At 62.4% G+C, this 23,520-nt stretch carries 15 protein-coding genes; 12 read left to right on the forward strand and 3 right to left on the reverse strand.

Annotated features, from left to right (window positions below; translation table 11 throughout):
- The first annotated feature begins 27 nt into the window (after positions 1-27).
- From HYN24_RS02005 to HYN24_RS02055, 11 genes are all read left to right on the forward strand, one after another.
- Complete coding sequence (locus HYN24_RS02005) at positions 28-1,425, forward strand: GntP family permease (RefSeq protein ID WP_117607716.1); 1,398 nt, start codon at positions 28-30, stop codon at positions 1,423-1,425.
- 31 nt (positions 1,426-1,456) lie between these two features.
- Entirely contained in the window at positions 1,457-3,460 is a 2,004-nt protein-coding gene (locus tag HYN24_RS02010; RefSeq protein WP_117607717.1) for an acyl CoA:acetate/3-ketoacid CoA transferase, read from the forward strand.
- An 81-nt stretch (positions 3,461-3,541) separates the two neighbouring features.
- Positions 3,542-4,666 (forward strand): efflux RND transporter periplasmic adaptor subunit, encoded by a 1,125-nt coding sequence (locus tag HYN24_RS02015; RefSeq protein WP_117610167.1) that lies wholly within the window; start codon positions 3,542-3,544, stop codon positions 4,664-4,666.
- Positions 4,663-7,725: an efflux RND transporter permease subunit gene (locus HYN24_RS02020; protein WP_117607718.1), complete on the forward strand. Its 3,063-nt coding sequence runs from the start codon at positions 4,663-4,665 to the stop codon at positions 7,723-7,725. The genes HYN24_RS02015 and HYN24_RS02020 overlap by 4 nt, the downstream gene beginning before the upstream one ends.
- Before the next feature lie 46 nt (positions 7,726-7,771).
- Positions 7,772-8,395 (forward strand): YXWGXW repeat-containing protein, encoded by a 624-nt coding sequence (locus HYN24_RS02025; protein WP_117607719.1) that lies wholly within the window; start codon positions 7,772-7,774, stop codon positions 8,393-8,395.
- Between the two features lie 129 nt (positions 8,396-8,524).
- The gene (locus HYN24_RS02030) at positions 8,525-9,181 is read left to right on the forward strand and encodes an OmpA family protein (protein ID WP_117607720.1); all 657 of its coding nucleotides are present in this window, start codon (positions 8,525-8,527) and stop codon (positions 9,179-9,181) included.
- Between the two features lie 125 nt (positions 9,182-9,306).
- On the forward strand, positions 9,307-9,954 hold the full coding sequence (locus HYN24_RS02035; RefSeq protein WP_117607721.1) for a ComEA family DNA-binding protein: 648 nt from the start codon (positions 9,307-9,309) through the stop codon (positions 9,952-9,954).
- A 27-nt stretch (positions 9,955-9,981) separates the two neighbouring features.
- Positions 9,982-12,648 carry a PD-(D/E)XK nuclease family protein gene (locus HYN24_RS02040; protein WP_117607722.1) on the forward strand — a complete coding sequence of 889 codons (2,667 nt, stop codon included), beginning with the start codon at positions 9,982-9,984 and terminating at the stop codon, positions 12,646-12,648.
- Positions 12,645-16,013, forward strand: coding sequence for an exodeoxyribonuclease V subunit beta (locus HYN24_RS02045; RefSeq protein ID WP_117607723.1), 3,369 nt, complete (start codon positions 12,645-12,647; stop codon positions 16,011-16,013). Before HYN24_RS02040 ends, HYN24_RS02045 begins: the two co-directional genes overlap by 4 nt.
- Positions 16,014-16,276: 263 nt before the next feature.
- Positions 16,277-17,596, forward strand: a complete 1,320-nt coding sequence (locus HYN24_RS02050) for a diguanylate cyclase (RefSeq protein ID WP_162888566.1) — start codon at positions 16,277-16,279, stop codon at positions 17,594-17,596.
- A 61-nt stretch (positions 17,597-17,657) separates the two neighbouring features.
- Positions 17,658-18,245, forward strand: coding sequence for an SRPBCC family protein (locus tag HYN24_RS02055; protein WP_162888567.1), 588 nt, complete (start codon positions 17,658-17,660; stop codon positions 18,243-18,245).
- Between the two features lies 1 nt (position 18,246).
- On the opposite strand, the gene HYN24_RS02060 is transcribed toward HYN24_RS02055, so the two are convergent.
- The 3 genes from HYN24_RS02060 to HYN24_RS15745 form a co-directional block, all read right to left on the reverse strand.
- Positions 18,247-18,621, reverse strand: a complete 375-nt coding sequence (locus HYN24_RS02060) for a diacylglycerol kinase (protein WP_117607726.1) — start codon at positions 18,619-18,621, stop codon at positions 18,247-18,249.
- Positions 18,618-21,443, reverse strand: coding sequence for an excinuclease ABC subunit UvrA (gene uvrA / locus HYN24_RS02065; RefSeq protein ID WP_117607727.1), 2,826 nt, complete (start codon positions 21,441-21,443; stop codon positions 18,618-18,620). Before uvrA ends, HYN24_RS02060 begins: the two co-directional genes overlap by 4 nt.
- Positions 21,444-21,554: 111 nt before the next feature.
- Positions 21,555-22,112 (reverse strand): hypothetical protein, encoded by a 558-nt coding sequence (locus HYN24_RS15745; protein WP_162888568.1) that lies wholly within the window; start codon positions 22,110-22,112, stop codon positions 21,555-21,557.
- 188 nt (positions 22,113-22,300) lie between these two features.
- Here HYN24_RS15745 and HYN24_RS02075 point away from each other — a divergent pair, with 188 nt between their 5' ends.
- Positions 22,301-23,518, forward strand: coding sequence for an MFS transporter (locus tag HYN24_RS02075; protein ID WP_117607729.1), 1,218 nt, complete (start codon positions 22,301-22,303; stop codon positions 23,516-23,518).
- Positions 23,519-23,520: the final 2 nt, after the last annotated feature.

Consider the following 23,520-nt stretch of genomic DNA (forward strand, 5'->3'; position numbering starts at 1 on the left):
TCCGCAATAATTATTCAGGAGACAACAGTGGACTTCCTCATCGTTTTAGGGGCCTTGGCCTTTCTGATGTTCGTCGCCTATCGGGGCTACAGCGTCATCCTTTTTGCACCAATCGCCGCCATGGGCGCGGTGCTCTTCATCGACCCGACCATGGTTGCGCCGATGTTTACCGGCTTGTTCATGGACAAGATGGTCGGCTTCGTCAAAAACTTCTTTCCGGTATTCCTGCTCGGCGCCGTCTTCGGCAAGGTCATTGAGCTTTCCGGTTTCTCCAAGTCGATTGTTGCCTCGGTGATCAAGATGATCGGCAGCGAGCGGGCCATGCTCTCCATTGTCATCGTTTGCGGCGTCCTCACCTACGGTGGCGTGTCGCTCTTCGTTGTCGTTTTCGCCGTCTATCCGTTTGCTGCCGAGATGTTCCGTCAGGGCGGCATTCCCAAGCGTCTGATTCCCGGCACCATCGCGCTTGGCGCCTTCACCTTCACGATGGATTCTCTGCCTGGTACGCCGCAGATCCAGAACATCATTCCGACCACCTTTTTCAAGACCGATATTTACGCTGCGCCATGGCTGGGCACGATTGGTGGCCTGTTCATTTTCGTGGTCGGCATGATTTATCTGGAAAGCTGCCGCCGTCGTGCCGCCAAGGCCGGCGAAGGTTATGGCGAAGGCCACATCAACGAACCGGAAGCCGTCGCCAGCGAAAAGCTCGTCCATCCCGCCATCGCCATCCTGCCGCTGATCATGGTCGGGGTCATGAACAAGGTGTTCACGACTGCCATCCCCGCCCTCTACGGCGAAAAGGTTTCCTTCATCCCGGCCGTCATCGGCAAGGTGGCGCCAGTCGTCCAGCAGACCAAGGCGGTTGCAGCCATCTGGGCGGTTGAAGGGGCCCTGCTGATCGGTATCGCCACTGTGTTTGTCTTCGGCTGGAAGATGGTGTTCAGCAAGTTCGGTGAAGGCAGCAAGAGCGCCATTGGCGGGGCATTGCTGGCCACCATGAATACCGCCTCCGAGTACGGTTTCGGCGCCGTGATCGCTGCCTTGCCGGGTTTCCTTGTTGTCGCCAACGCACTGAGCGCCATTCCGAATCCGCTCATCAACGAAGCGATTACCGTCACCTCGCTGGCCGGTATCACCGGTTCTGCTTCCGGTGGCATGGGTATCGCGCTCGCCGCCATGGCCGAAACCTTCATTGCCAATGCCAACGCTGCCGGGATTCCGCTCGAAGTCTTCCACCGCGTTGCCTCGATGGCTTCCGGCGGCATGGATACCCTGCCGCATAACGGCGCGGTAATCACCCTGCTGGCGGTTACCGGTTTGACCCATCGCCAGTCTTACAAGGATATCTTCGCCATTACCTGTATCAAGACGATGGCTGTCTTTGTCGTGATTGGGGTGTTCTACGCGACCGGTATTGTTTGATAATCCAATAAAAACAACGAGGAGATAAACCATGGCCCTGTCCCGTCACCCGATGGCTGCATCGCTGCGCGCCTCCGATACCGGCAAGGTGGTCTCGGCGCGCGATGCCGTCCGCCTGATCAAGGATGGCGACACCGTCGCCACCGGTGGCTTTGTCGGCATCGGTTTTGCCGAGAACATCGCCGTCGCCCTTGAGTCGCTCTTTCTCGAAGGCGAGGAGGCCGATGTGCATGGCCTTGGCCGGCCGCGCAATCTGACCCTGGTCTATGCGGCCGGGCAGGGTGACGGCAAGGACCGTGGTTTGAATCACCTCGGCCATGATGGGCTGATCCGCCGGGTGATCGGCGGCCATTGGGGCCTGGTCCCGAAGGTTCAGGCGCTGGCCGTGGCCAATCGTATTGAGGCCTACAATCTGCCGCAGGGGGTGATCACTCACCTCTTTCGCGACATTGCGGCGGGCAAGCCGGGGACGCTCACCCGGGTCGGGCTCGGCACTTTTGTCGATCCGCGTTTTGGCGGCGGTAAACTGAACGAGATGACCAAGGATGACCTCGTCCGTCTGATGGAAATCGATGGCGAGGAATACCTGTTCTACAAGGCATTGCCGATCAACGTCGGCATCATCCGGGGCACGACGGCCGACCCGGACGGCAATATCACCATGGAGAAGGAAGCCTTGACCTTGGAGGCGCAGGCTATCGCCATGGCGGCGCGCAACTCGGGTGGGATTGTCATCGTTCAGGTCGAACGCATCGCCGAGCGCGGCACACTCAATCCGCGTCAGGTCAAGATTCCCGGCATTCTGGTCGATTGCGTCGTGGTCGCCGAAAAGCCCGAATATCACATGCAGACCTTCATCGAGCAATACAGCCCGGCCTATGCCGGCGAGATCAAGGTCCCGATGTCGGCCATCGCCGCCATGGGCATGAGCGAACGCAAGATCATCGCCCGCCGCGCTGCGCTGGAACTGAAAGCCAATGCCGTGGTGAACCTTGGCATCGGTATGCCGGAAGGCGTCGCCAATGTCGCGGCCGAGGAACAGATCATCGACCTCATGACCCTCACCGCCGAACCCGGCGTCATCGGCGGCGTGCCGGCTGGCGGTCTGAGTTTCGGGGCGGCGACCAACGCCCAGGCGATCATCGACCAGCCCAGCCAGTTCGATTTCTACGACGGCGGTGGCCTCGATATCGCCTTTCTCGGTCTCGCTCAGGCCGACAAGCAGGGCAATCTAAATGTCTCCAAGTTCGGCCCGCGCCTGGCCGGGGCGGGCGGCTTCATCAACATTTCGCAGAACGCCAAGAAGGTCGTGTTTGTCGGGACGTTTACTGCCGGCAATCTCGACGTTGCGGTCGAGGCCGGCAAGCTCCTCATTCGCGAGGATGGCAAAGCGGTGAAATTTGTCGATACCGTCGAGCATCGAACCTTTAGCGGCCCCCAAGCCGCCAAGTGGGGAAAGACCGTGCTTTACATCACCGAGCGCTGTGTCTTCAAACTGTGCGCTGACGGGCTGGAGCTGGTCGAAATTGCACCCGGTGTCGATGTGCAGAAGGACATCCTCGACAAGATGGAATTCAGGCCGATCATGCGCCACGAACCGAAGCTCATGGATGCCCGTATTTTTTCCGATGAGCCGATGAACATCCGGGCCGAAATGCTGGAGCGGCCGCTGGCCGAGCGGCTTTCCTACGATCCGGCGCAAAACCTGTTCTTTGTCGATTTTGCCGGGCTGAACGTGCGTAGCGAAGGCGACATCAGCCGCATCCTCGAGGCTGTCGAGAGTGAACTGGCGCCGATTGGCCACAAGGTTAACGCCATCGTCAATTACGACCGCTTCTCCATCGTGCCGGAACTGGTCGATGACTATATCGGTGTCGTCAAGGGCATCATGGAGCGGCATTACCACGACGTCACGCGCTACACCTCGAACACCTTCCTGCGCATGAAACTCGGCGAGGCGCTGGCCAAGCAGCAGATTGCTCCGCATCTCTATGAAAGTGCCGACGAAGCCGAGGTTCACCTGGCAAAGCAGTGATGACCGAAGGGTCATTAAGGATGTGACATTGTGTTCGAGCGCGGTATCATTCGTCATCCCGCGCTCGATACAGGTATTGGCATGAAATCGATTTTTCCGGGCCCGCTTGCCGGGCGCAAGACGCGCTTGGCGCTGGCTGTTGCTGCGATCGCCGTGGCTGGCACTTGGTTTTTGTTGCGCTCGGGTGAGCCGAAACCAAGCGAGCCAGTCAAGGCCGCCGCTACGCGGCCGGCCCTGACGGTCAGCCTGATCGCACCACAAATGCAGGACTGGCCGCTGGCCCTGCCGGCCAACGGCAATGTCGTGGCCTGGCAGGAGGCGGTGATCGGCGCTGAAATCGCCAATTACCGGATCACCGAGGTGCGCGTCCAGGTTGGCGATGTGGTCAAAAAAGGCCAGGTGCTGGCTCGTATCGCCAGCGATACAGTGGCCAGTGAACTTGCCGAAGCGACGGCCTCGGTCGCTGAACTGGAAGCCAGCGCCGTTGAGGCGAAGAGCAATGCCGAGCGGGCCAGGGAACTCAAGGAAAAGGGTTTCTACAGCACCCAGCTGAACACCCAGTACCAGACCGCGCAGAACACGGCCCAGGCGCGGCTGGCTGCGGCGCGGGCGCGACAGCAGGGGGCCGACCTGAAAATGGGCAAGACCGGGGTGGTGGCACCGGATGATGGCGTGATCTCGGCGCGCAGCGCGACCGTCGGTTCGCTGACCCAGACCGGGCAGGAACTGTTCCGCCTGATTCGCGGCGGGCGGCTGGAATGGCGGGCTGAAGTGCCGTCGGCCGATCTCGGCAAGGTGCCAGCCGGGGCGGTGGCGGTTCTGACCGCGCCCGGCGGTGAAAGCGTCAAGGGTAAGGTGCGGGCTGTGTCGCCGAGTGTCGATCCGCAAACCCGCAACGGACTCATCTATGTCGATCTGCCGGTGTCATCGGCGGTACGCGCCGGCATGTTTGCCCGCGGTGTATTCGAGTTGGCCCGTCACCCGGCGCTGACCCTGCCGCAATCGGCGGTTGTTCAGCGTGAAGGCTTTGCCTATGTCTTCCGGATTGAGGGCGAAGACCGTGTCGCCCAGGTTAAGGTCAGTCTGGGTCGCCGGCTTGGCGAGCGCATCGAGATCGTTTCCGGCCTCGATGCCGCGGCGCGAGTCGTTGCTGCCGGCGCTGGCTTCCTGGCCGATGGTGATGTCGTCAAGGTCGTTGCACCGTGAACGTCTCGTCCTGGTCAATCCGGAATCCGACCCCGGCCGTCCTGCTTTTTCTGCTGCTGACGCTGGCTGGCGTCATGGGTTTCAAGGCCATGAAGATCCAGCAGTTCATGGATATCGACTTGCCGACCGTGACCGTCACGGCCAGCCTGCCCGGCGCGGCGCCAGCGCAAATGGAAACCGAAGTGGCGCGCAAGATCGAAAATTCGGTGGCGACGCTGCAGGGTATCAAGCACATCTATACCAAGGTGCAGGACGGGGTGGCGACGGTGACTGTCGAGTTCCGTCTGGAAAAGTCGACACAGGAAGCTGTGGACGATGTCCGCGACGCCGTTTCGCGGATTCGTGCCGACCTGCCGGGCGACATCAAGGATCCGGTGATCAGCAAGGTGAACCTGTCCGGCGCACCGATCCTGACCTACACCGTGGCATCCGGCCGGATGGACGACGAGGCGCTGTCATGGTTCGTGGACAACACAGTGACCAAGGCCCTGCTCTCGGCGCGCGGTGTTGGTGCGGTCTCCCGGGTCGGTGGCGTGACGCGGGAAATCCGCATCGAGCTTGACCCGGCCCGGATGCTCGCGCTTCAGGTCACGGCCGCCGATATCTCGCGCCAGCTTCGGCAGATACAGCAGGAGGCGTCCGGGGGGCGGGCCGATGTCGGAGGGGTCGAGCAGTCGGTACGTACCATCGCCACGGTCAACAGCGCCGATCAACTCGGTGACATGGACATCACGCTCTCTGATGGTCGCCGCATACGCCTCGGTCAGGTGGCGACGATCAGCGATACCGTTGGCGAACAGCGGACGGCTGCCTTGCTCAACGGCAAACCCGTCGTCGGCTTTGAAATCACGCGCAGCAAGGGGGCCGGAGAGGTTGAAGTTGCCGACAACGTCAAGGGTGTCCTGGAAAAGCTCAAAGCCGAGCATCCCGATATCGAAATCACCGAGGCGTTCAATTTTGTCGATCCGGTTATCGAGAACTATGAAGGCTCGATGAAACTGCTGATTGAAGGCGCCCTGCTGGCCGTTCTGGTCGTCTGGCTATTCCTGCGCGATGGCCGGGCCACCTTCGTTTCGGCGGCCGCTTTGCCCTTGTCGGCGGTGCCGACTTTCGCGGCGATGTACCTGATGGGCTTCACGCTCAATGTCGTGACCCTGCTCTCCATGTCGCTGGTGGTCGGGATTCTGGTCGATGACGCCATTGTCGAAATCGAAAACATCATGCGCCATCTGCGCATGGGCAAGACGCCCTATCAGGCCGCCATGGAGGCAGCCGACGAGATTGGACTGGCGGTCATCGCGACAACCTTCACGCTGATTGCCGTTTTTTTGCCGACTGCCTTCATGGGCGGTGTTCCCGGAAAGTTTTTTGTCCAGTTCGGGTGGACAGCAGCGATTGCCGTGTTTTTCTCACTGGTCGTGGCGCGTATGCTGACGCCCATGATGGCGGCCTACATCCTGCGTCCGGTTATGCACGATGAACCGACGCCGGGCTGGCTTGCTATGTATGAGGGCTGGGCGACGTGGTGCCTGAAGCATCGCATCATGACCATGCTCGGGGCAGCGTTCTTTTTTGTCGGCTCATTCATGCTCGTGCCGCTTCTGCCAACTGGCTTTGTGCCACCTGATGATGTTTCGCAGACGCAGATCTACCTTTCACTGCCGCCCGGTGCGACCTTTACTGAAACCCTTTCGGCGGCCGAGCAGGCGCGCCGCATCGCGCAACACAACCCGCACGTCAAACTGGTATATACCGCGATCGGTGGCGGCAAGGCCGGCAGTGACCCCTTTGCGCCGGCAGGTGCGGCCGAGGTGCGCAAGGCCACGCTGACGCTCAACCTGACCCCGCGCAGCGAGCGTTCCGGGGTCGGCAAGCAATTTATCGAAGGCCAGTTGCGCGATGCACTGACGATGATTCCCGGCGTCCAGGTCAAGGTCGGGCTGGCCTCGGGTAACGCCAAGTACGTTCTTGTCCTGGCCAGCGAAAATGGCCCCTTGCTGGCCGAGCATGCCCGCCTGGTCGAACGCGACCTGCGCACCATTCCGGGAATCGGCAACATCACCACGACGGCGAGCCTGGTTCGTCCCGAACTGGTCATTCGCCCCGATTTTGCCCGCATGGCCGATCTTGGCGTGACGTCGGCGGCCATCGCCGACACCCTGCGTATTGCCACAGCAGGCGACTATGACCAGGGGCTGGCCAAGCTCAATCTCGCCCAGCGTCAGGTGCCGATTATCGTCAAATTGCCACCTGCCGCCCGGTCCGATCTGGCCCTGCTCGAACGCCTGACCGTGCCCGGCAAGCACGGCCCGGTGGTCCTTGCCAATGTTGCCTCGGTCAGTATTGGCGGCGGTCCGGCGGAAATCGACCGCTATGACCGTTTGCGCAATATCAACTTTGAAATCGAACTGAACGGCGAGCAGCTTGGCGAAGTTGAGGCCAAGGCCTTGCGCCTGCCCAGCCTTGCCCAACTGCCGCCCGGCATCATCCAGACCACGGTCGGCGATGCCGAGGCGATGGGCGAACTGTTCGCCAGTTTTGCCCTGGCGATGGCGACCGGGGTACTGTGTATTTACATCGTGCTGGTCCTGCTCTTCAAGGATTTCGTTCAGCCGGTGACCATTCTCGCTGCCTTGGTGCTTTCCGTGCCCGGCGCATTCCTGGCCCTGTTCGTTACGCACACGGCACTGTCGATGCCGTCGATGATCGGCCTCATCATGCTTATGGGCATCGCCACCAAGAACTCCATTCTGCTCATCGATTACGTTGTACTCGCTCGCCGCGAGCATGGCCTGAACCGCTGGGATGCCCTGCTCGATGCCTGTCGCAAGCGGGCCCGGCCGATCGTCATGACCACCGTCGCGATGGGTGCCGGCATGATGCCGATTGCCCTGGGTATTGGTACCGATCCGAGCTTCCGCGCACCGATGGCGATTGTCGTGATCGGCGGACTGATCACCTCGACCTTCCTCAGTCTGCTGGTTATTCCCGTGGTGTTTACCTACGTCGACGACCTGATCGGGCTGGTCCGTGCAAGATTCGGACTGAAGCCACATTGATCAAGACGGCCGTATCATTCAACTCCGCTATCAAGGAAGCACTTCCATGAAACACTACAGATTGCCGGTTCTGGCGTTGGCCGTGGCGGCACTGCTCAGCGCCTGCGTCGTGACGCCGGTCGCGCCCTATTACGACCAGCCGGTCCGCCTGCCGCCGCCGCCCATGCGCCATGAATACCCCGGCTATGCGCCGGCCCCTGACTATGTCTGGGTATCCGGCTACTGGGGCTGGGGCGGGTCGCGCTATGAGTGGATGCCGGGGCGCTGGGAGGCGCCGCGCCATGGTCACATCTGGGTGCCGCATCGTTGGGAGCGTGACGGGGATCATTGGCGTCAGCACGGTGGTCGCTGGGAGGAGGATGCCCGACAGCACCGGTCGCCGGCACCTCATATCGAGGTGCGCCCGGCCCCGCAGCCCGAGCCGCGTCGGGAATGGCGGGACGAGCCGCGTCCGGCCCCCCATTACGAACAGCGCGACAGCCGTCGGCCGCCAGAAGCGAGTCCGCCTCCTCGTCCGGCATCCAGCCCGGTGCCGCGGCCGGAGTCACGTCCAGCCCCGGTCGCCGCACCGGCGGCGGCACCCGCTCCGGCACAGCGTGATGAGCGTTCACGTGGCGATGGCAAGGGCGAGTCGCGCGGCAAGCGGCGAGATCGGGAAAACGAGCGTTAAACCCGTCTGGACGGAGATAAAATCCGTTCTGGCTGGCCAAGAAGCAGTTGAATTCTCACTATTCGTAATAGAATTGGTAAGTAACTAAAATAATCTTCTATCCTAATTTCTACTCCGGGACTGCTGAACATGAATATCGTCAAAAAATCTCTCGCTCTGGCCCTGCTGGCCGGTATCGGTTTCTCCGCTGTTGCCCAGGAACGCGTCTACCTGATCGACCAGCGCGACGTCGTCGCCAAGTCGGGTTTCGGCCTGTGCTGGCGTGATGGCTACTGGACCCCGGCTGCTGCTGCTGCCGACAAGGCCGGTTGCGAGTGCGACAAGGACCTGCTGCCGAAGGAAGCCTGCGAGCCGAAGACCGCCGCCGCTCCGGCTGCTGCCGCTGCTGCCGCTGGCGTGAAGCCGTCGGGTGAGAAGATCACCGTCGCTGCTGACGCCCTGTTCGACTTCAACAAGGCTGTCCTGCGTCCGGCCGGCAAGGCCAAGCTCGACGAGCTGGTCTCCAAGGCCAAGGCCATCAAGCTGGAAGTGATCCTGGCCGTTGGCCACACCGACCGTATCGGTGGTGACGCCTACAACCAGAAACTGTCCGAGAAGCGCGCTGCCGCTGTCAAGGAATATCTGGTTGCCAAGGGTATCGAAGCCAACCGTGTTTACACCGAAGGCAAGGGCGAGAAGCAGCCGGTTACCGGCGACAAGTGCAAGGGCAACGCCAAGACCAAGGCCCTGATCGACTGCCTGCAGCCGGATCGTCGCGTTGATATCGAAGTCATCGGCACCAAGTAATCGGCCGGCACTTCAAGGAGAGCCCTGCTTCGGCAGGGCTTTTTTTTGTCCGGAGAATCCTCGTCGCGCTGTCTGCGGCAATAACGAATGGCATACTGCAAGCCTTGCCTGTCGGGATAAAAATCATGCAATCACGCTTTTTCATGGTCGCCGCCGCCTGCCTGTTGTGGGCCGGCGTCGCACTGGCCCAGGTCAATATCAATACGGCCACGCGGGAAGAACTCGATGCGCTTAAAGGCATTGGCGAGGCCAGGGCCAATGCCATCATCAAGTATCGCCAGGAGCACGGGCCCTTCAAGTCGGTTGGTGAGCTGAAAAATATTCCGAACTTCCCTGATTCGTTGGTCGGCAAACTGGGCAAGAAGATCACTGTTGGCGGCACCGCCAATTCGCCGGCCGCACCGGCCAGGGAGCGCCCGGCCATAGGGCCGGCTGCCGTCTCGGCAGAGCGGATGCCGCCATCGCTTACCCGTGAGGTGGCTCGACCTGCCTCGCCCGCCATGCCGGCCCGGCCTGCGTCCGACTCGCCGGCCGCACCTGCCGCACCGGCCGTCCCGGCCATAGTCAAGCCGGCCGCCCCGATGGTGCCGGCGGCTTCTCCGAAGTCCGGTGTTCCAGCCCGCCCGGCGATGCCGGGCAAGCCGGCGGTTCCCGCCGCATCGCGGGAGGCACCTGCGGTACCCGATGTGCCGCCGGCGCACCCGGCATCGCCTGCCGCTCCGGCCGTGCCTGCACAGCCGGCCAGACCAGCCCGGCCAGCCGGGCTCAACTGACCGTCGCGATAAACGGTTGAGGCTTTCTTGAGCGAGTGTCTTTTCCTCTGCGCCACGAACCGGCTGGCGCAAACCCTGCGTAGCGAAGTGCCGGGCGGCCAGTCGGTATGGCGGACCCGTCAGGCGCTGACGGCCGGGCAATGGCTGGCGACGCTGGCCGACGAGGCACTGCTCAGCGGCATTGCCGATCTGCCTCTGGGGCTCGATGCATTTTCCGAGCGATTGCTTTGGGAAAAAGTGATTGTTGCCTCCTTGTCCGAGGCTTCACCGCTCTTTGATTTGCAGGGTATGGCGGGGGCTGCAGCCGAGGCGCAGGCTCTGACCCGCATCTGTAAGATCAGTCCGCAAGGGAGCGGACTGTCCGATGAGGCCCGGCTGTTCATCGGCTGGCAGGCGGAGTTTGAAAAGCGTTGCCGGAGCAAGGGCTGGATCGATCAGGCCGGGCTCCACCGGCAAGTGATCGCCTTGATTGAAGCCGGCTACTTCAGCTTGCCGGACAGCGTTGCCTTTGTCGGTTTTGATCGCACCACGCCGCTTGAGCGTGACCTCATGGCGGCACTGACCGGGCGGGGTGTCGAGGTTGATGCCGCGCCGGGGTTTCCCTTTGATCGCAGCGCGCACGCGGTGGTCGCCTGCGCCGACAGCGATGCCGAATGCAGTGCCGTGGTCGCCTGGGCGCAGGCTCGGCTGGCGGCTAACCCGGCCTGCCGCCTCGGTATCGTGGCGCCCGACCTGGCTGGTGTGCGAGACCGGCTGGAATTCCGCCTCGATGATGCTCTGCATCCCGCGTTCATCCGCCCCGATGCAGCCGAAGTGCCGCGCTGTTTCAATTTTTCCCTCGGTCGAGCCCTGGCTGATTTGCCGCTGATCCGTGTGGCACTCGACCTGCTGGCGCTCGGTAGTGGCCGGGCCAAGGTTGAGCAAAGCCGGTTGTCCGCCTTGCTCCTGGCTGGTGGCTGGGCGGCCAGTGATGGCGAGGCGGATGGGCGGGCGCGGCTCGATGCTGCGATGCGCCGCGATCTGCCCTATTTCACCACGCTGCCAGCCTTGGTTCGTCTGGCCCGGCGTCTGGCCGAGAGTGAGGCGCCGCTATGCCCGCTGACGGTGGATGGGCTCGATGCCTTGGCCGTAACGGCTGCTGCCGCCAGTCGCAAGGTGCCACCGGGGCAGTGGGCTGGGGTCTTTCGCCAATGTCTGAAAGCGGCCGGCTGGCCCGGTGACCGTTCGCTTTCCAGTCACGAATTCCAGGCACGCCGTGCCTTCGCTGAAGTCCTCGACAGCTTCGGTCGGCTCGATGGCTTGCTCGGTCCGCTGGCCTTCGCCGAAGCGGTACGGCGTCTGGCGCAACTCTGCCGGCAGCGCCTGTTTCAGCCCGAAACGCGAGGCCAGCCGGCGATTCAGGTGCTGGGCGTGCTGGAAAGTGCCGGCCTCGCCTTCGATGCCCTGTGGGTGATGGGCATGAACGATGACCTGTGGCCGCCACCGCCACGTCCTAATCCACTGCTGCCCGCCGAACTGCTGCGGGAAGCCGGGGCGGCGCATGCCAGCGCCGAGGTTGAGCTTGATTTCGCTCGGCGGGTGCATGCCCGCTTGGCAAATTCCGCCCCGGAAGTGACTTTTTCCTTCGCCCAGGCCGATGGCAATCGCGTCTTGCGGCCGAGTCCGCTGATCGCCGGGATTCCGGCCGCTGCTTGTGCCCCGGTGACAATCGATCGGCTGGCTCTCCGGATGGCCGGGGAATCCGTTGCAGCCATCGAACTGATTGATGACGCAACAGCGCCGCCGGTCGCGGCCGGCGAAAAGGTCTCGGGTGGCAGTTGGGTGTTGCGTGCCCAGGCCATCTGCCCGGCCTGGGCCTATTACCAGTTCCGGCTGGGTGCTACGGCGATGGAGGAGCCAGTCGAAGGGCTTGATCCGGCCGCCCGTGGCACGTTGGTGCACGAGGCGCTGGAGGCTTTCTGGCTGACCGTAGGCTCATCCGCAGGGCTTGCCGCGCTGGGCGAGACGGGCCGACCGGGGGCTATCGAAGGGGCGGTCACCACGGCCTTGCAGAATTTCGAGCTGGATCGCCGCATTACCCTGCCGGCCCGTTTTCGTCAGCTCGAGGCGGCCCGGCTGGCCAAACTGATCGCCATCTGGCTGCAGGTGGAGGACAGGCGCGAGCTCGCCTTCGACGTGCTTGCCTGCGAGCAGGCGGCCGAAGTCGACATCGAGGACATCAAGGTCAAAATGGTGGTGGACCGTATCGACCAACTGGCCGATGGCCGGCAGATCATCATCGACTACAAGACCGGTGCGGCCATTGATACGAAAAACTGGGCCGGACAGCGCATTACCGAGCCGCAGCTGCCGATCTATGCGGCCTTGGTCAATGAGGATGTGGCCGCCGTCGTTTTCGCCAAGGTTCTGCTCGACAAGCCGGGCTTTGCCGGCGTCGCCGACGAAAAGGACATCCTGCCCGGCGTCCAGGGCATTGGCGACGACAAGCAGAAAATTTTCGACCCGGCTGAATTTCCCGACTGGGTCGCAGTCATCACCCACTGGCGCGAACGGCTGCATGCAGTGGCCAAGGAAGTGAAGGAAGGGCAGGCAGGTGTCGTCTTCGCCGACGAAAAGGGACTGCAATACTGTGAAGTGCTGCCTTTGCTCCGCCTGCCGGAAAGGCGTCGCTTGCTGGCGCAACTCAATTCATGAATAGCGTCATCAATCGACTCGACGAAGACAGCCTTGCCCGGCAGCGTGCGCTCGACCTTGCCTCCTTCATTGTCGAGGCCCCGGCCGGAGCAGGCAAGACCGAGTTGCTGACGCAGCGCACCCTGCGCCTGCTGGCGGTGGTCGAGCATCCCGAGGAGGTGTTGGCCCTGACCTTCACCAACAAGGCGGCGACCGAGATGCGCGATCGTATTCTCGGCAGTCTGGAACGGGCCGCACGCGGTGAGATGCCGGTCGAGGCGCATAAGCAGCTGACCTTCGGCCTGGCGCAGCAGGTATTGGCCCACGATGCGGCGCAGGGCTGGCAACTGCTGGGTCATCCCGGCCGCCTGCGCATCACAACGCTCGATGCGCTGTGCGCCAGTCTGGCCCGGCAGATGCCCTATCTCAGCCGTTTCGGGGCGCAGCCCGGGGTCAGTGAGGATGCCGAGGCGCATTATGCGACGGCGGCACGGCGGACGCTGGAAATGGTCGAGTCGGGCGGGGCTGATGCCGACATCGTGGCCGAGGCGCTGGCCTTCATGGACAACAATGCGGGGCGATTGGAAAAGCTGTTGATCGCCATGCTCGGCCGGCGCGACCAATGGCTGCACCACGCTTCCCGTATTGAGAGTGGGGCGATGAAAGGTGAGGTCGAGGCGGGTTTTTCGGCACTCATCGAGCGCGATCTGGCGGCCGTCGGTGCTTTGTTCAATGTCCGGATGCAAACCCTGCTCATGCCGCTGGCGCGCTTCGCTGCAGCCAATGTGGCGGATGGTCATGCGCCGATTGCCGACTGGCATGAACACCTGCGTTCGAGCATCACCGATCTGTCGCGCTGGCAGGCGGTGGCGGGGCTGTTGCTGACCGGCACAGGAACCTTGCGCAAGACGGTCGATAAACGCATTGGCTTCCCGGCCGACAAGTCATTCGCCGACCAGAAAAAAGCCATGCTCGAACTGCTTGGTGAGCTGCGTGGCGTGGCCGGACTGGAAGCGGTGCTGGCCATGCTGGTCAAGCTGCCACAGCCGGAACTGAGCGAGGCCGAATGGTCCACCGTCGAGTGTTTCTCGCGCCTCTTGCGGCTGGCTGCCGGACAACTATGGCTGGCCTTCCAGGAAGCCGGTGAGGTTGATTTCATCGAGATTTCAGCGCGGGCCGGACTGGCCCTTGGCGATGACGAAGCGCCGACCGATCTGGCGCAGGCCCTCGATTACCGCATCCGTCACCTGCTGGTTGACGAGTTTCAGGACACCAGCCCGAGCCAGGTCGGTCTCATCGAAAAGCTCACCCGGGGCTGGATGCCCGACGACGGCCGGACGCTGTTCGTGGTCGGCGACCCGATGCAGTCGATCTATCGCTTCCGCAAGGCTGATGTCGGCCTGTTCCTGCGCGTCCGCGAACGCGGTATCGGCGATATCCGTCTCCACCATCTGCGCCTGTTCCGCAACAACCGCTCCTTTCCGGCCATTGTTGATTGGGTGAATGCCGCCTTTCCCGGCATCTTTCCTGTCGCTGACAGTCCTGAAGCAGGGGCCGTGCGCTATGCCGAATCGGCGGCGACCCGGCCGCCGCGTCATGATGCGGCAGTTGTTATACATCCCGTTATCGAGCGGACCGGCAGTGATTCGGCTGGTGACGAGGCCCGCTGCATCCTGTCCCTCATCCGTCAGGCACGGCGGGCGGCGCCGGATGAGCGTATCGCTGTCCTGGTCCGCGCCCGCAGTCATCTCGATGGGCTCGTCGCGGAAATCCGCCGTTGTGCACCGGACCTGCGTTTTCAGGCGGTCGACATTGAAGGGCTGGACGGTCGCCAGCATGTTCAGGACTTGCTGACGCTATTCCGCGCCCTGCATCACCGCGCTGACCGTGTGCACTGGCTGGCCTTGCTGCGCGCCCCTTGGTGCGGCCTGAAACTGGCTGATCTGCACGGGCTGGCCGCTGACGATCGGAAATCGACGATCTGGCAACTGATGCAGGACGAGGCTCGCCTCGCCCGTCTGTCGGCTGATGGCCGGCAACGGCTGGGGCATCTGCGCGAGGTGCTGCAACTGGCTTTTGCGGGGCGCGCCCGGCAGCATCCGCGCCGCTGGCTGGAAGGTGTCTGGCTGATGCTCGGCGGCCCGCGCTGTCTTGATGCGCCGGATGCGCTGAAAGACGTCGATGCTTTCTTTGCCTTGGTGGACAAGCTGGCGTCGGCACGTCAACTCACTGCCGAGACGCTGGCTGCCCACGCTGCCGAACTGTATGCGCCGGCTGATCCGCTTGGCCACGCGGTGCAGTTGATGACCGTGCACAAATCCAAGGGCCTTGAATTCGATACCGTGATCCTGCCCGGCCTGCATCGCGAAACCGGCGGCAACGAGAGCAGCCTGCTGCTCTGGGATGAAGTGGCCGGGGCCGACGGAGAGGAACATCTGCTGGTTGCCCCGATCAAGCAGAAGGGCGCCGGCAACGGTGAGCCGACGGCCTACGATTACCTCAAAAAGTTCGAAGCCGAGCGCGCGGCCCATGAGGCGGAGCGCCTCCTCTATGTGGCTGCCACCCGCGCCATCCGTCAGCTGCATCTGGTCGGCGTCGCCGTGGCCGATGATCAGAAGGACGACGGGCTCAAGCCGCCGCCAGCCGGAACGCTCCTTGACTTGCTGTGGCCGGGAATCGCCCAGCCGGTGTTTGTGGCGGCGCTGGCGAGGGACGACGGGGCGGCTGCCGAGGTCGGCGGGATCGACCCGGCCACCTTCGTTTCGTCACTTGTCCGCCTGCGTCAGGCCACACTGCCGGATAGTCTGGCCGTCCTGCCCGAAGGGCTGCGCCCGGCGGACAATCCCCTTGGTGTTGACGAGGTGGAAACGTCACTGTCGCTGGAAGCCTCGGTTGGAACGCTGGTTCATCGTTATCTCGAATTGATCGCCCGGAGTGGCCTTGAACACTGGTCAATGGAGCGCGTCGCGGCGCTGCTGCCGGTCTGCCAGCGCTGGCTGGCCGGGCAGGGTCACGCCGCGGAGATGGCGGCCAGTGGTGCGGCCGAAGTCATCGCTGCGCTGCAGACAACGATCGGCTCAGAGAGTGGCCGCTGGGTGCTGGCCAGGCATCCCGAGGCGGCAGCCGAGCAGGCATGGAGCAACCGCGAGGGAGAGCTGGCGGTCAATCACGTGATCGACCGGGTTTTTGTGGTCGATGGCTGCCGCTGGATCATCGACTACAAGACCGTCAGAGGGGCGGATAGCGAATTGCCGCAGCGTGCCGCCAGCCATCGGGGGCAGCTTGATCGCTATGCCAGCCTGTTCGCCGGAGCGGGGTTGCCGGTCAGGCGGGCAATTTTCTTTCCCTGCCAGGGATGCCTGGTTGAACTCGACGGTGCTAAGTGATCTGCCGCTCCTTGACCTAGCCTGCACGCTGCTTCGTTCGAGATGCTGCGCATGCCTAGAGGGTAAAGTGTTTATCGGTCATATATCCACAGCGACTATAATGCTATTCTGCCGCAATGGCAGAGAGGGTTTGGCTCTCGCCCGGGCGAATCAAGCGTTGGGGTAAATTGCCGGATTTGTTGCCGTTTTTTTGCCCGTTCGGATGGGGTGGTGTCAGCTATCAATCAAATTCCAGTTCGCCCTCGGGCGTTCGCCTGCTTGCCGTGATCAAGCCACTTCGGGCGATTCAGGCCGGTCGGGCCTTTGCACTGCTGGCGGCGATTTTTGTGCTGGCCTTCGGGGTGGCCGTGATGCGCCTTGCGCTCGATCAGCAACGCGTCATCGAAGCGACCAGCCGGCTGCAGGAGCAAACCGTCCCCGAGATCATCCGTTTTCAGCGTCTGGCCCGGAATCTCGAACAATTACGCCAGGAAGGTGAGCGCGTTTTTGCCGTCAGTTCACATACCGCGCGGCAGCAGTCGATGTTCGTCGTGACCCTGGTCGCAAGTCACCCCAGTATTCTCGAACATCCCGCGGCGGCGACCCTGGCCCGCGAAACTGAACAGTTTCTGGGCGATGTTGTGCGTCAGGCCAAGCTCGACGAGCGCCGTCCGGCCACCCGCTACGATGAGTGGCAGCGCCTTGCCAAGCGCCTCGGATCCGCCGTTGACGAGGTGCTGGTCGAAGGCATAAACCTCGCCAACAAGGATCTCAATGTGGCGACCAAGGCCATGCAACTGGCCCGTTACAAACTGATGCTGGTCCTTCTTCTGGTCGGTGTGTTCCTGCTGGTATTCATGGTGCTGGTGCGCCGCCACCTGATTTATCCGCTGCAGCGAATCAATCTCGCCTTGTCGACGCTGAGTGCCGATCGCCCGGCCCCGGAGTTCGCGGCATCGACCATGCTGGAAATCCAGGCAGTCGAGAACGCCATCTGCGAACACCATGCCTTGCTGATCCAGAATGATGCCAGCCGGCAGGTTTTGGAAAGGCTGGCCAACAAGGATGGTTTGACCGGGCTCATGAACCGTCGTCATTTCATGCAGTCGGCAGAAGTTGAATTGCAGCGTGCCCAGCGCTATCGGCGACCGGTGACGGTGGCCATGGCCGATCTGGATTTTTTCAAGAAACTCAACGATACCTACGGCCATGCCGCTGGCGATGCCGTGCTGCGCGCCTTTGCCGATCTGGTCCAGGATACTTTGCGCCAGTCTGATCTGGTCTGCCGCTACGGGGGCGAAGAGTTTGCCTTCCTATTCCCGGAAATCGGGCCGGCCGAGACGGAAAGGCTGGCTGAACGTCTGCGCGTCCGCTGCGCCGATATGGAAGTGGCCCTGCCCGATGGTCGCGCCGTCAAGGCTACGGTCAGCATTGGCCTGGCCGATGCCAGCGAGTGCCCCATTGACATCGCTTTCAAGCAGGCTGACGAGGCGCTCTACGAGGCCAAGCACCTTGGCCGCAACCAGGTAGTACTGGCCGGCCCGCAGTGTTTGCTGCCGGCTTCCAGCCCTGAGCCGGATTCGCTGACGGGTCACCTGTTCTGACTGGTTGAACCGGTGCTTTTGTGGCAAGCTGGGCTTTCCGGCCCAGTGTCTGGATGCTGCCATGCTGTTGCTCAACTCCCTTTGCCGTACGCTCTTCTGCCTGCTGACCCTGCTCGCAATGCCCGCCTTTTCGGCTGATGTGGCCGCGGCCCGTTTGTCGGCCGAAACGGTCGAAGTTGATTATCGCAATGGCACCTATTTTGCCCGTCTCGGTTTTTTTGTGGCCGCGTCGCCGGCCGTCGCCATCGAGGTGCTGACCGACTTCAATCATATGGCCGGGGTTGTTCCCAATCTTGAGTCAAGCCAGATCGTCTCGCGTCGGGACAACGTCTATGTGGTCAGGCAACGTGGCCGGGCGAGTTTTGGCCCCTTTTCCTTCCCCTTCGAGTCCGTGCGCCAGATCGAGGTGCATGCCGATGGGCGCATCCTCGCCCACGCCCTGAGCGGCACAACCAAGTACATGCGCAGCGAGCTCAGGGTGCATTCGGTGACCGGCGGTGCCCATGTCGATTATCAGATCGAGATGGTGCCGGACCGATGGATTCCGTCCAGTCTCGGGGTGAATTTCATGGGGCATGAACTGGCCGAACAGTTTTCTGCCCTGATCGGCGAAATGGAACGCCGTCAGAATATGGCCAGGGTGCGCTGAGTCAGCGCCACAGCACGCAGAGCCAGATGGCGGCGGCGTTGAGCAGGCTGAGGAGGACAGCGGCGCTGCCCATGTCCTTGGCACGCTTGGCCAGTTCGTTCATTTCCGGCGAGGCCTTGTCGACAACCGCTTCGAGCGCCGAATTAAGGATTTCAACGAGCAGGATGAGCAGGATGCTGCCGATCAGCAAGGCGCGCTCCACCCCCGATTTTGCCAATAGCAGGGCGAGCGGAATGGTCACGGCAGCGAGCAGGATTTCCTCGCGGAAAGCCGCCTCATGCCGCCACGCCGCGTGGAGCCCATCGCGGGAATAAGCGAGGGCGTTGATCAGCCGGGTAATGCCTTTCTTGCCCTTGAAGTCGGCCGCGCCGCTCACAGCTTTCTATCCAGCAGGGGCTTGAGAAAACGCCCGGTGTGGCTGGCCTTGCATTTGGCCACCTGTTCCGGTGTGCCGCTGACCAGAATGCGGCCGCCGCCGTCGCCGCCTTCCGGTCCGAGATCGACGATCCAGTCGGCGGTCTTGATGACATCAAGGTTATGCTCGATGACGACGATGGTGTTGCCGTGTTCGGCCAGGCGTTGCAAGACGGCCAGGAGCATTTCGATATCCTGGAAATGCAGGCCGGTGGTTGGTTCGTCGAGGATATACAGGGTCCGTCCGGTATCTCGCTTGGATAGTTCGAGGGCCAGCTTGACGCGCTGGGCTTCGCCGCCCGACAGCGTGGTCGCGCTCTGGCCGAGGGTGATGTAGCTGAGGCCGACATCGACGAGCGTTTGCAGCTTGCGGGCGATGACCGGCACGGCATCGAAGAATTCCCGGGCCTGTTCGACCGTCATGCCGAGGATGTCATGGATGGTCTTGCCCTTGTACTGGACTTCCAGCGTCTCGCGGTTGTAGCGCTTGCCGTGGCAGACGTCGCAGGGGACATAGATGTCGGGCAGGAAGTGCATCTCGACCTTGATCATGCCGTCACCCTGACAGGCTTCGCAGCGGCCGCCCTTGACGTTGAAGCTGAAGCGGCCCGGCCCGTAGCCACGGACACGTGACTCCGGCACTTGCGAGAACAGTTCGCGGATCGGGGTCAGCAGGCCAGTGTAGGTCGCCGGGTTGGAGCGGGGGGTGCGGCCAATCGGCGCCTGATCAACGTTGATGACTTTGTCGAACAGGTCGAGGCCGACGATTTCCTGATACGGCGCCGGTTCGGTCGTTGATCCGTAAAGGTGACGGGCGGCGGCCGCGTAGAGCGTATCGTTGATCAGGGTCGACTTGCCTGAACCGGAGACGCCGGTGATGCAGGTCAGGAGGCCGCCGGGAATTTCCAGGGTGACGTCCTTGAGGTTGTTGCCGCAGGCACCGACCACCTTGAGTTGTTTGTTGGGGTCCGCCACGCGCCGGGTCTTGGGGGCCGAGATCGATTTACGGCCGGACAGGTAGTCGCCAGTCATCGACAGCGGGTTGGCGGTGACTTCCGCCGGCGTGCCCTGAGCGACGATAGCCCCGCCATGGACACCCGCGCCGGGGCCGATATCGACGACGTAATCGGCGGAACGGATGGCATCCTCGTCATGTTCGACGACCAGTACGGTATTGCCCATGTCGCGCAGGTTCTTGAGCGTTTGCAGCAGGCGGTCGTTGTCGCGCTGGTGGAGGCCGATGGACGGTTCGTCGAGGACGTACATGACGCCGGTCAGGCCGGAACCGATCTGCGAAGCCAGACGAATGCGCTGCGCCTCACCGCCGGACAGGGTTTCGGCCGAACGCTCGAGGCAGAGATAATCGAGGCCGACATTGATCAGGAAACTGAGCCGGGCGGTGATCTCTTTCAGGATTTTGTCGGCGACCTGCGCCTTGTTGCCGGCCAGGGTCAGACAGTTGAAATAATTGCGCGTTTCGCCGAGCGGCTGGCGGCTGATTTCATGCAGTGTCTTTTCGCCGACGCGAACATGTCGCGCTTCGGTGCGCAGGCGGGTGCCGGCGCAGGTCGGGCAGGCCGAACTGCTGACGTATTTTGACAACTCCTCGCGCACCGCATTGGAGTCGCTGCCACGATAGCGCCGCTCGAGGTTGGGAATGATGCCCTCGAAACTATGGCTGCGGTCGAAGCGGGTGCCCTTCTCATTGAGGTAGCGGAAATTGATTTCCGTCTTGCCCGAGCCATAGAGGACCAGTTGGCGTTCGGCTTCAGTCAATTGCTCGAAGGGGGTGTCGACCGAGAAACCGTAATGGTCGGCCAGCGATTCGATGATCTGGAAGTAGAACTGGTTTTTCTTGTCCCAGCCACGAATCGCGCCAGCAGCCAGCGAGGCCGCCGGGTTGGTGACGACGCGTTTGGGATCGAAAAACTGGATGACACCGAGCCCGTCGCATTTCGGGCAGGCACCCATCGGGTTGTTGAAGGAAAAGAGGCGCGGTTCGAGTTCCTGCAGGGCGTAGGAACAGACCGGGCAGGCGAACTTGGCAGAGAACATGTGTTCCTTGCCATCCTCCATTTCGAGGGCGATGGCCCGGCCTTCGGCGTGGCGCAGCGCGGTCTCGAACGATTCGGCCAGGCGCTGGCGCATGTCATCGCGTACCTTGAGGCGGTCGACGACAACGTCCACCGTGTGCTTCTGCGTCTTGTTCAGCTTCGGCACGGCATCGAGTTCATAAACGCTGCCGTCGACGCGAACGCGGGCGAAGCCTTGGGCACGTAGTTCGGCGAAGAGGTCGAGTTGTTCACCCTTGCGGTTAGCGACTACCGGGGCAAGGATCATTAATTTCGTTTCGGCAGGCAGGGCCAGTACCGAATCGACCATCTGCGATACCGTCTGCGCTTCGAGCGGCAGGTTGTGTTCCGGGCAGTAGGGGGTTCCGGCGCGGGCGAAGAGCAGGCGCAGGTAGTCGTGGATCTCGGTGACGGTGCCGACGGTCGATCGCGGATTGTGCGAGGTCGCCTTCTGCTCGATGGAAATGGCCGGACTCAGGCCTTCGATCAGGTCAACATCGGGCTTTTCCATCAATTGCAGGAACTGCCGGGCATAGGCCGACAGCGATTCGACGTAACGGCGCTGGCCCTCGGCGTAAAGGGTGTCGAACGCCAGCGAGGATTTGCCCGAGCCGGACAGCCCGGTGATGACGATGAGCTGGTTGCGCGGCAGGTCGAGATTGATGTTCTTTAAATTATGGGTGCGCGCGCCGCGAATGCGGATGAATTCCATCGCTGTGGCCGGAGGATTGGGGAGGTGGAAACTATACTCAAAAGCCGGCCCTTGTACAGCACTGGCTGGATAAAAAAACAGTATTTGTTGTGCACCAATCCTGGCGGCGATCTATGGCGCGCCGCGCTCGAAGATTTCCTGCTCGATCAGCCAGCGGCCGTTGATCTGGCGAAGTTGCCACTGCTTGGTGCCGATTTCGGACAGTTCGCCGTCTTCGAAGTGTTGCGAAAAGCTGACTACGGCCCGCCCGTCGCTCTCGAGTTCGATGTTCGGCTGGCCGAAACGGAGGACTGCCTGGTCGGTTTTTCCCTGCACCATGCGCAGGCGTCGCGTCTGCCAGCGTAGTGCCGGGGTGCCACTGCCCGAAAAGGCGGCGGCATAGTGCGTCAGGTAGGCATCGAAATTACGCATCATCCAGGCCTCATGCCAATGCTCGAAGAGCGTGAGTAATTCTTTTTCCGGGCTGACATGGCGTGGCTCGACGAGGCGTGAGGCAAGTAGTGGGCTGCGCCTTGCCGGTTCTTCAAGGTCGTGGAGGGCGGCTGGCGGGGGCGGTATGTCAAGGCGCGAGCTTCCCCGCCAACTGGCGCAGCCAGCTAGCGACAGTCCGATAACGAGCAGGGTCAGGCCGAGGTGGGGCCGGCAGGATAAAACGCTAAAGTCTGGCATTATGACAAATGGGTAATTAGGCCCCGGCAGTGTAGCTCAGTTCGTCAGGGTTTTGATCCTTGTCCGAGGGCAAGTGAGGTTTGGGCTGGGGGTTCCGGGGGGCGCTGGCACACCGTCTGCCGCGCTGTCGGATGGCGCAAACCTGCTAATATTCCTTTTCCGCTGCGATGCAACAATTACAAAAGACCATGTCACCCCCAACTGACCGCATGAGCCCCGAGGAACGCCGCGCCGGCGCCTCCCTCGCTTCCATCTTCGCCCTCCGCATGCTCGGGCTTTTTCTCATCCTGCCGGTGTTCTCGGTCTATGCGAAAACCTTGCCCGGGGGCGATAACCTTGCCCTGGTCGGCTTCGCGCTGGGTGCCTATGGCCTGACCCAGGCGGTGTTCCAGATTCCCTATGGCATCGCCTCGGATATTTTCGGGCGCAAGCAGGTCATTGTCGTCGGCCTGCTCATCTTCGCGCTGGGCAGTTTTGTCGCCGCCTGGGCACCGGACATGACATGGATCATCGTGGGCCGCGTCCTCCAGGGAGCCGGGGCAATCTCGGCGGCGGTGACGGCACTGGCGGCTGATCTGACGCGTGAGGAGCACCGGACCAAGGTGATGGCGATGATCGGCTCGTCAATTGGTCTGGTCTTTGCCCTGTCGCTGGTCGGTGCCCCGATTCTTTATGGCTGGATCGGCATGGCCGGGCTATTCATCATGACCGGCATTCTGGCGCTGGCTGCCATCATCCTGCTGCTCAAGGCGGTACCCCCGGCACCGCCGCCGCATGGTCATGCCAAGCTGCCGCTGCGTCAGGTGGTGCTCGATCCCGATCTGATCCGCCTCAATGTCGGTATTTTTGTCCTCCACATGGTGCAGATGGCCATGTTCGTCGTCCTGCCCCATGCGCTGGTCAACCACGGCGGGCTGGAAGCGGCAGCGCACTGGCAGGTTTATCTGCCGGCCGTGCTCTTTTCCTTCGCCATCATGGTTCCGGCCATTATTGCCGCCGAGCGCAAGGACAAGATGCGGCCTATTTTCCTGGCCGCCGTTGGGCTACTCGTCGTCGTCCAGTCCGGCCTGCTGATCTACAGTGAAAGTCTGTGGGCCCTGGCCCTCTGGCTCACCCTGTTTTTTGTCGCCTTCAACGTCCTCGAGGCCACGCTGCCTTCGCTCGTTTCGCGTACCGCCCCGCCCAGCGCCAAGGGCGCTGCCCTCGGGGTGTACAACACGACCCAGGCGCTTGGCCTGTTTATCGGTGGTGCAGCGGGTGGCTATATTGCGCAGCATTTCGGCGATAATGCGGTATTTGCTGCATGCACCGGGCTGGTTCTGGTCTGGCTGGTGGTGGCGAACTCAATGAATTTTCCGCAACGGCGTGTGACCGCCGCGGCGACACAATCTGTTCAGGAGACATAACA

The sequence above is a fragment of the Dechloromonas sp. HYN0024 genome (assembly GCF_003441615.1).
Taxonomy (GTDB): Bacteria; Pseudomonadota; Gammaproteobacteria; order Burkholderiales; family Rhodocyclaceae; genus Azonexus.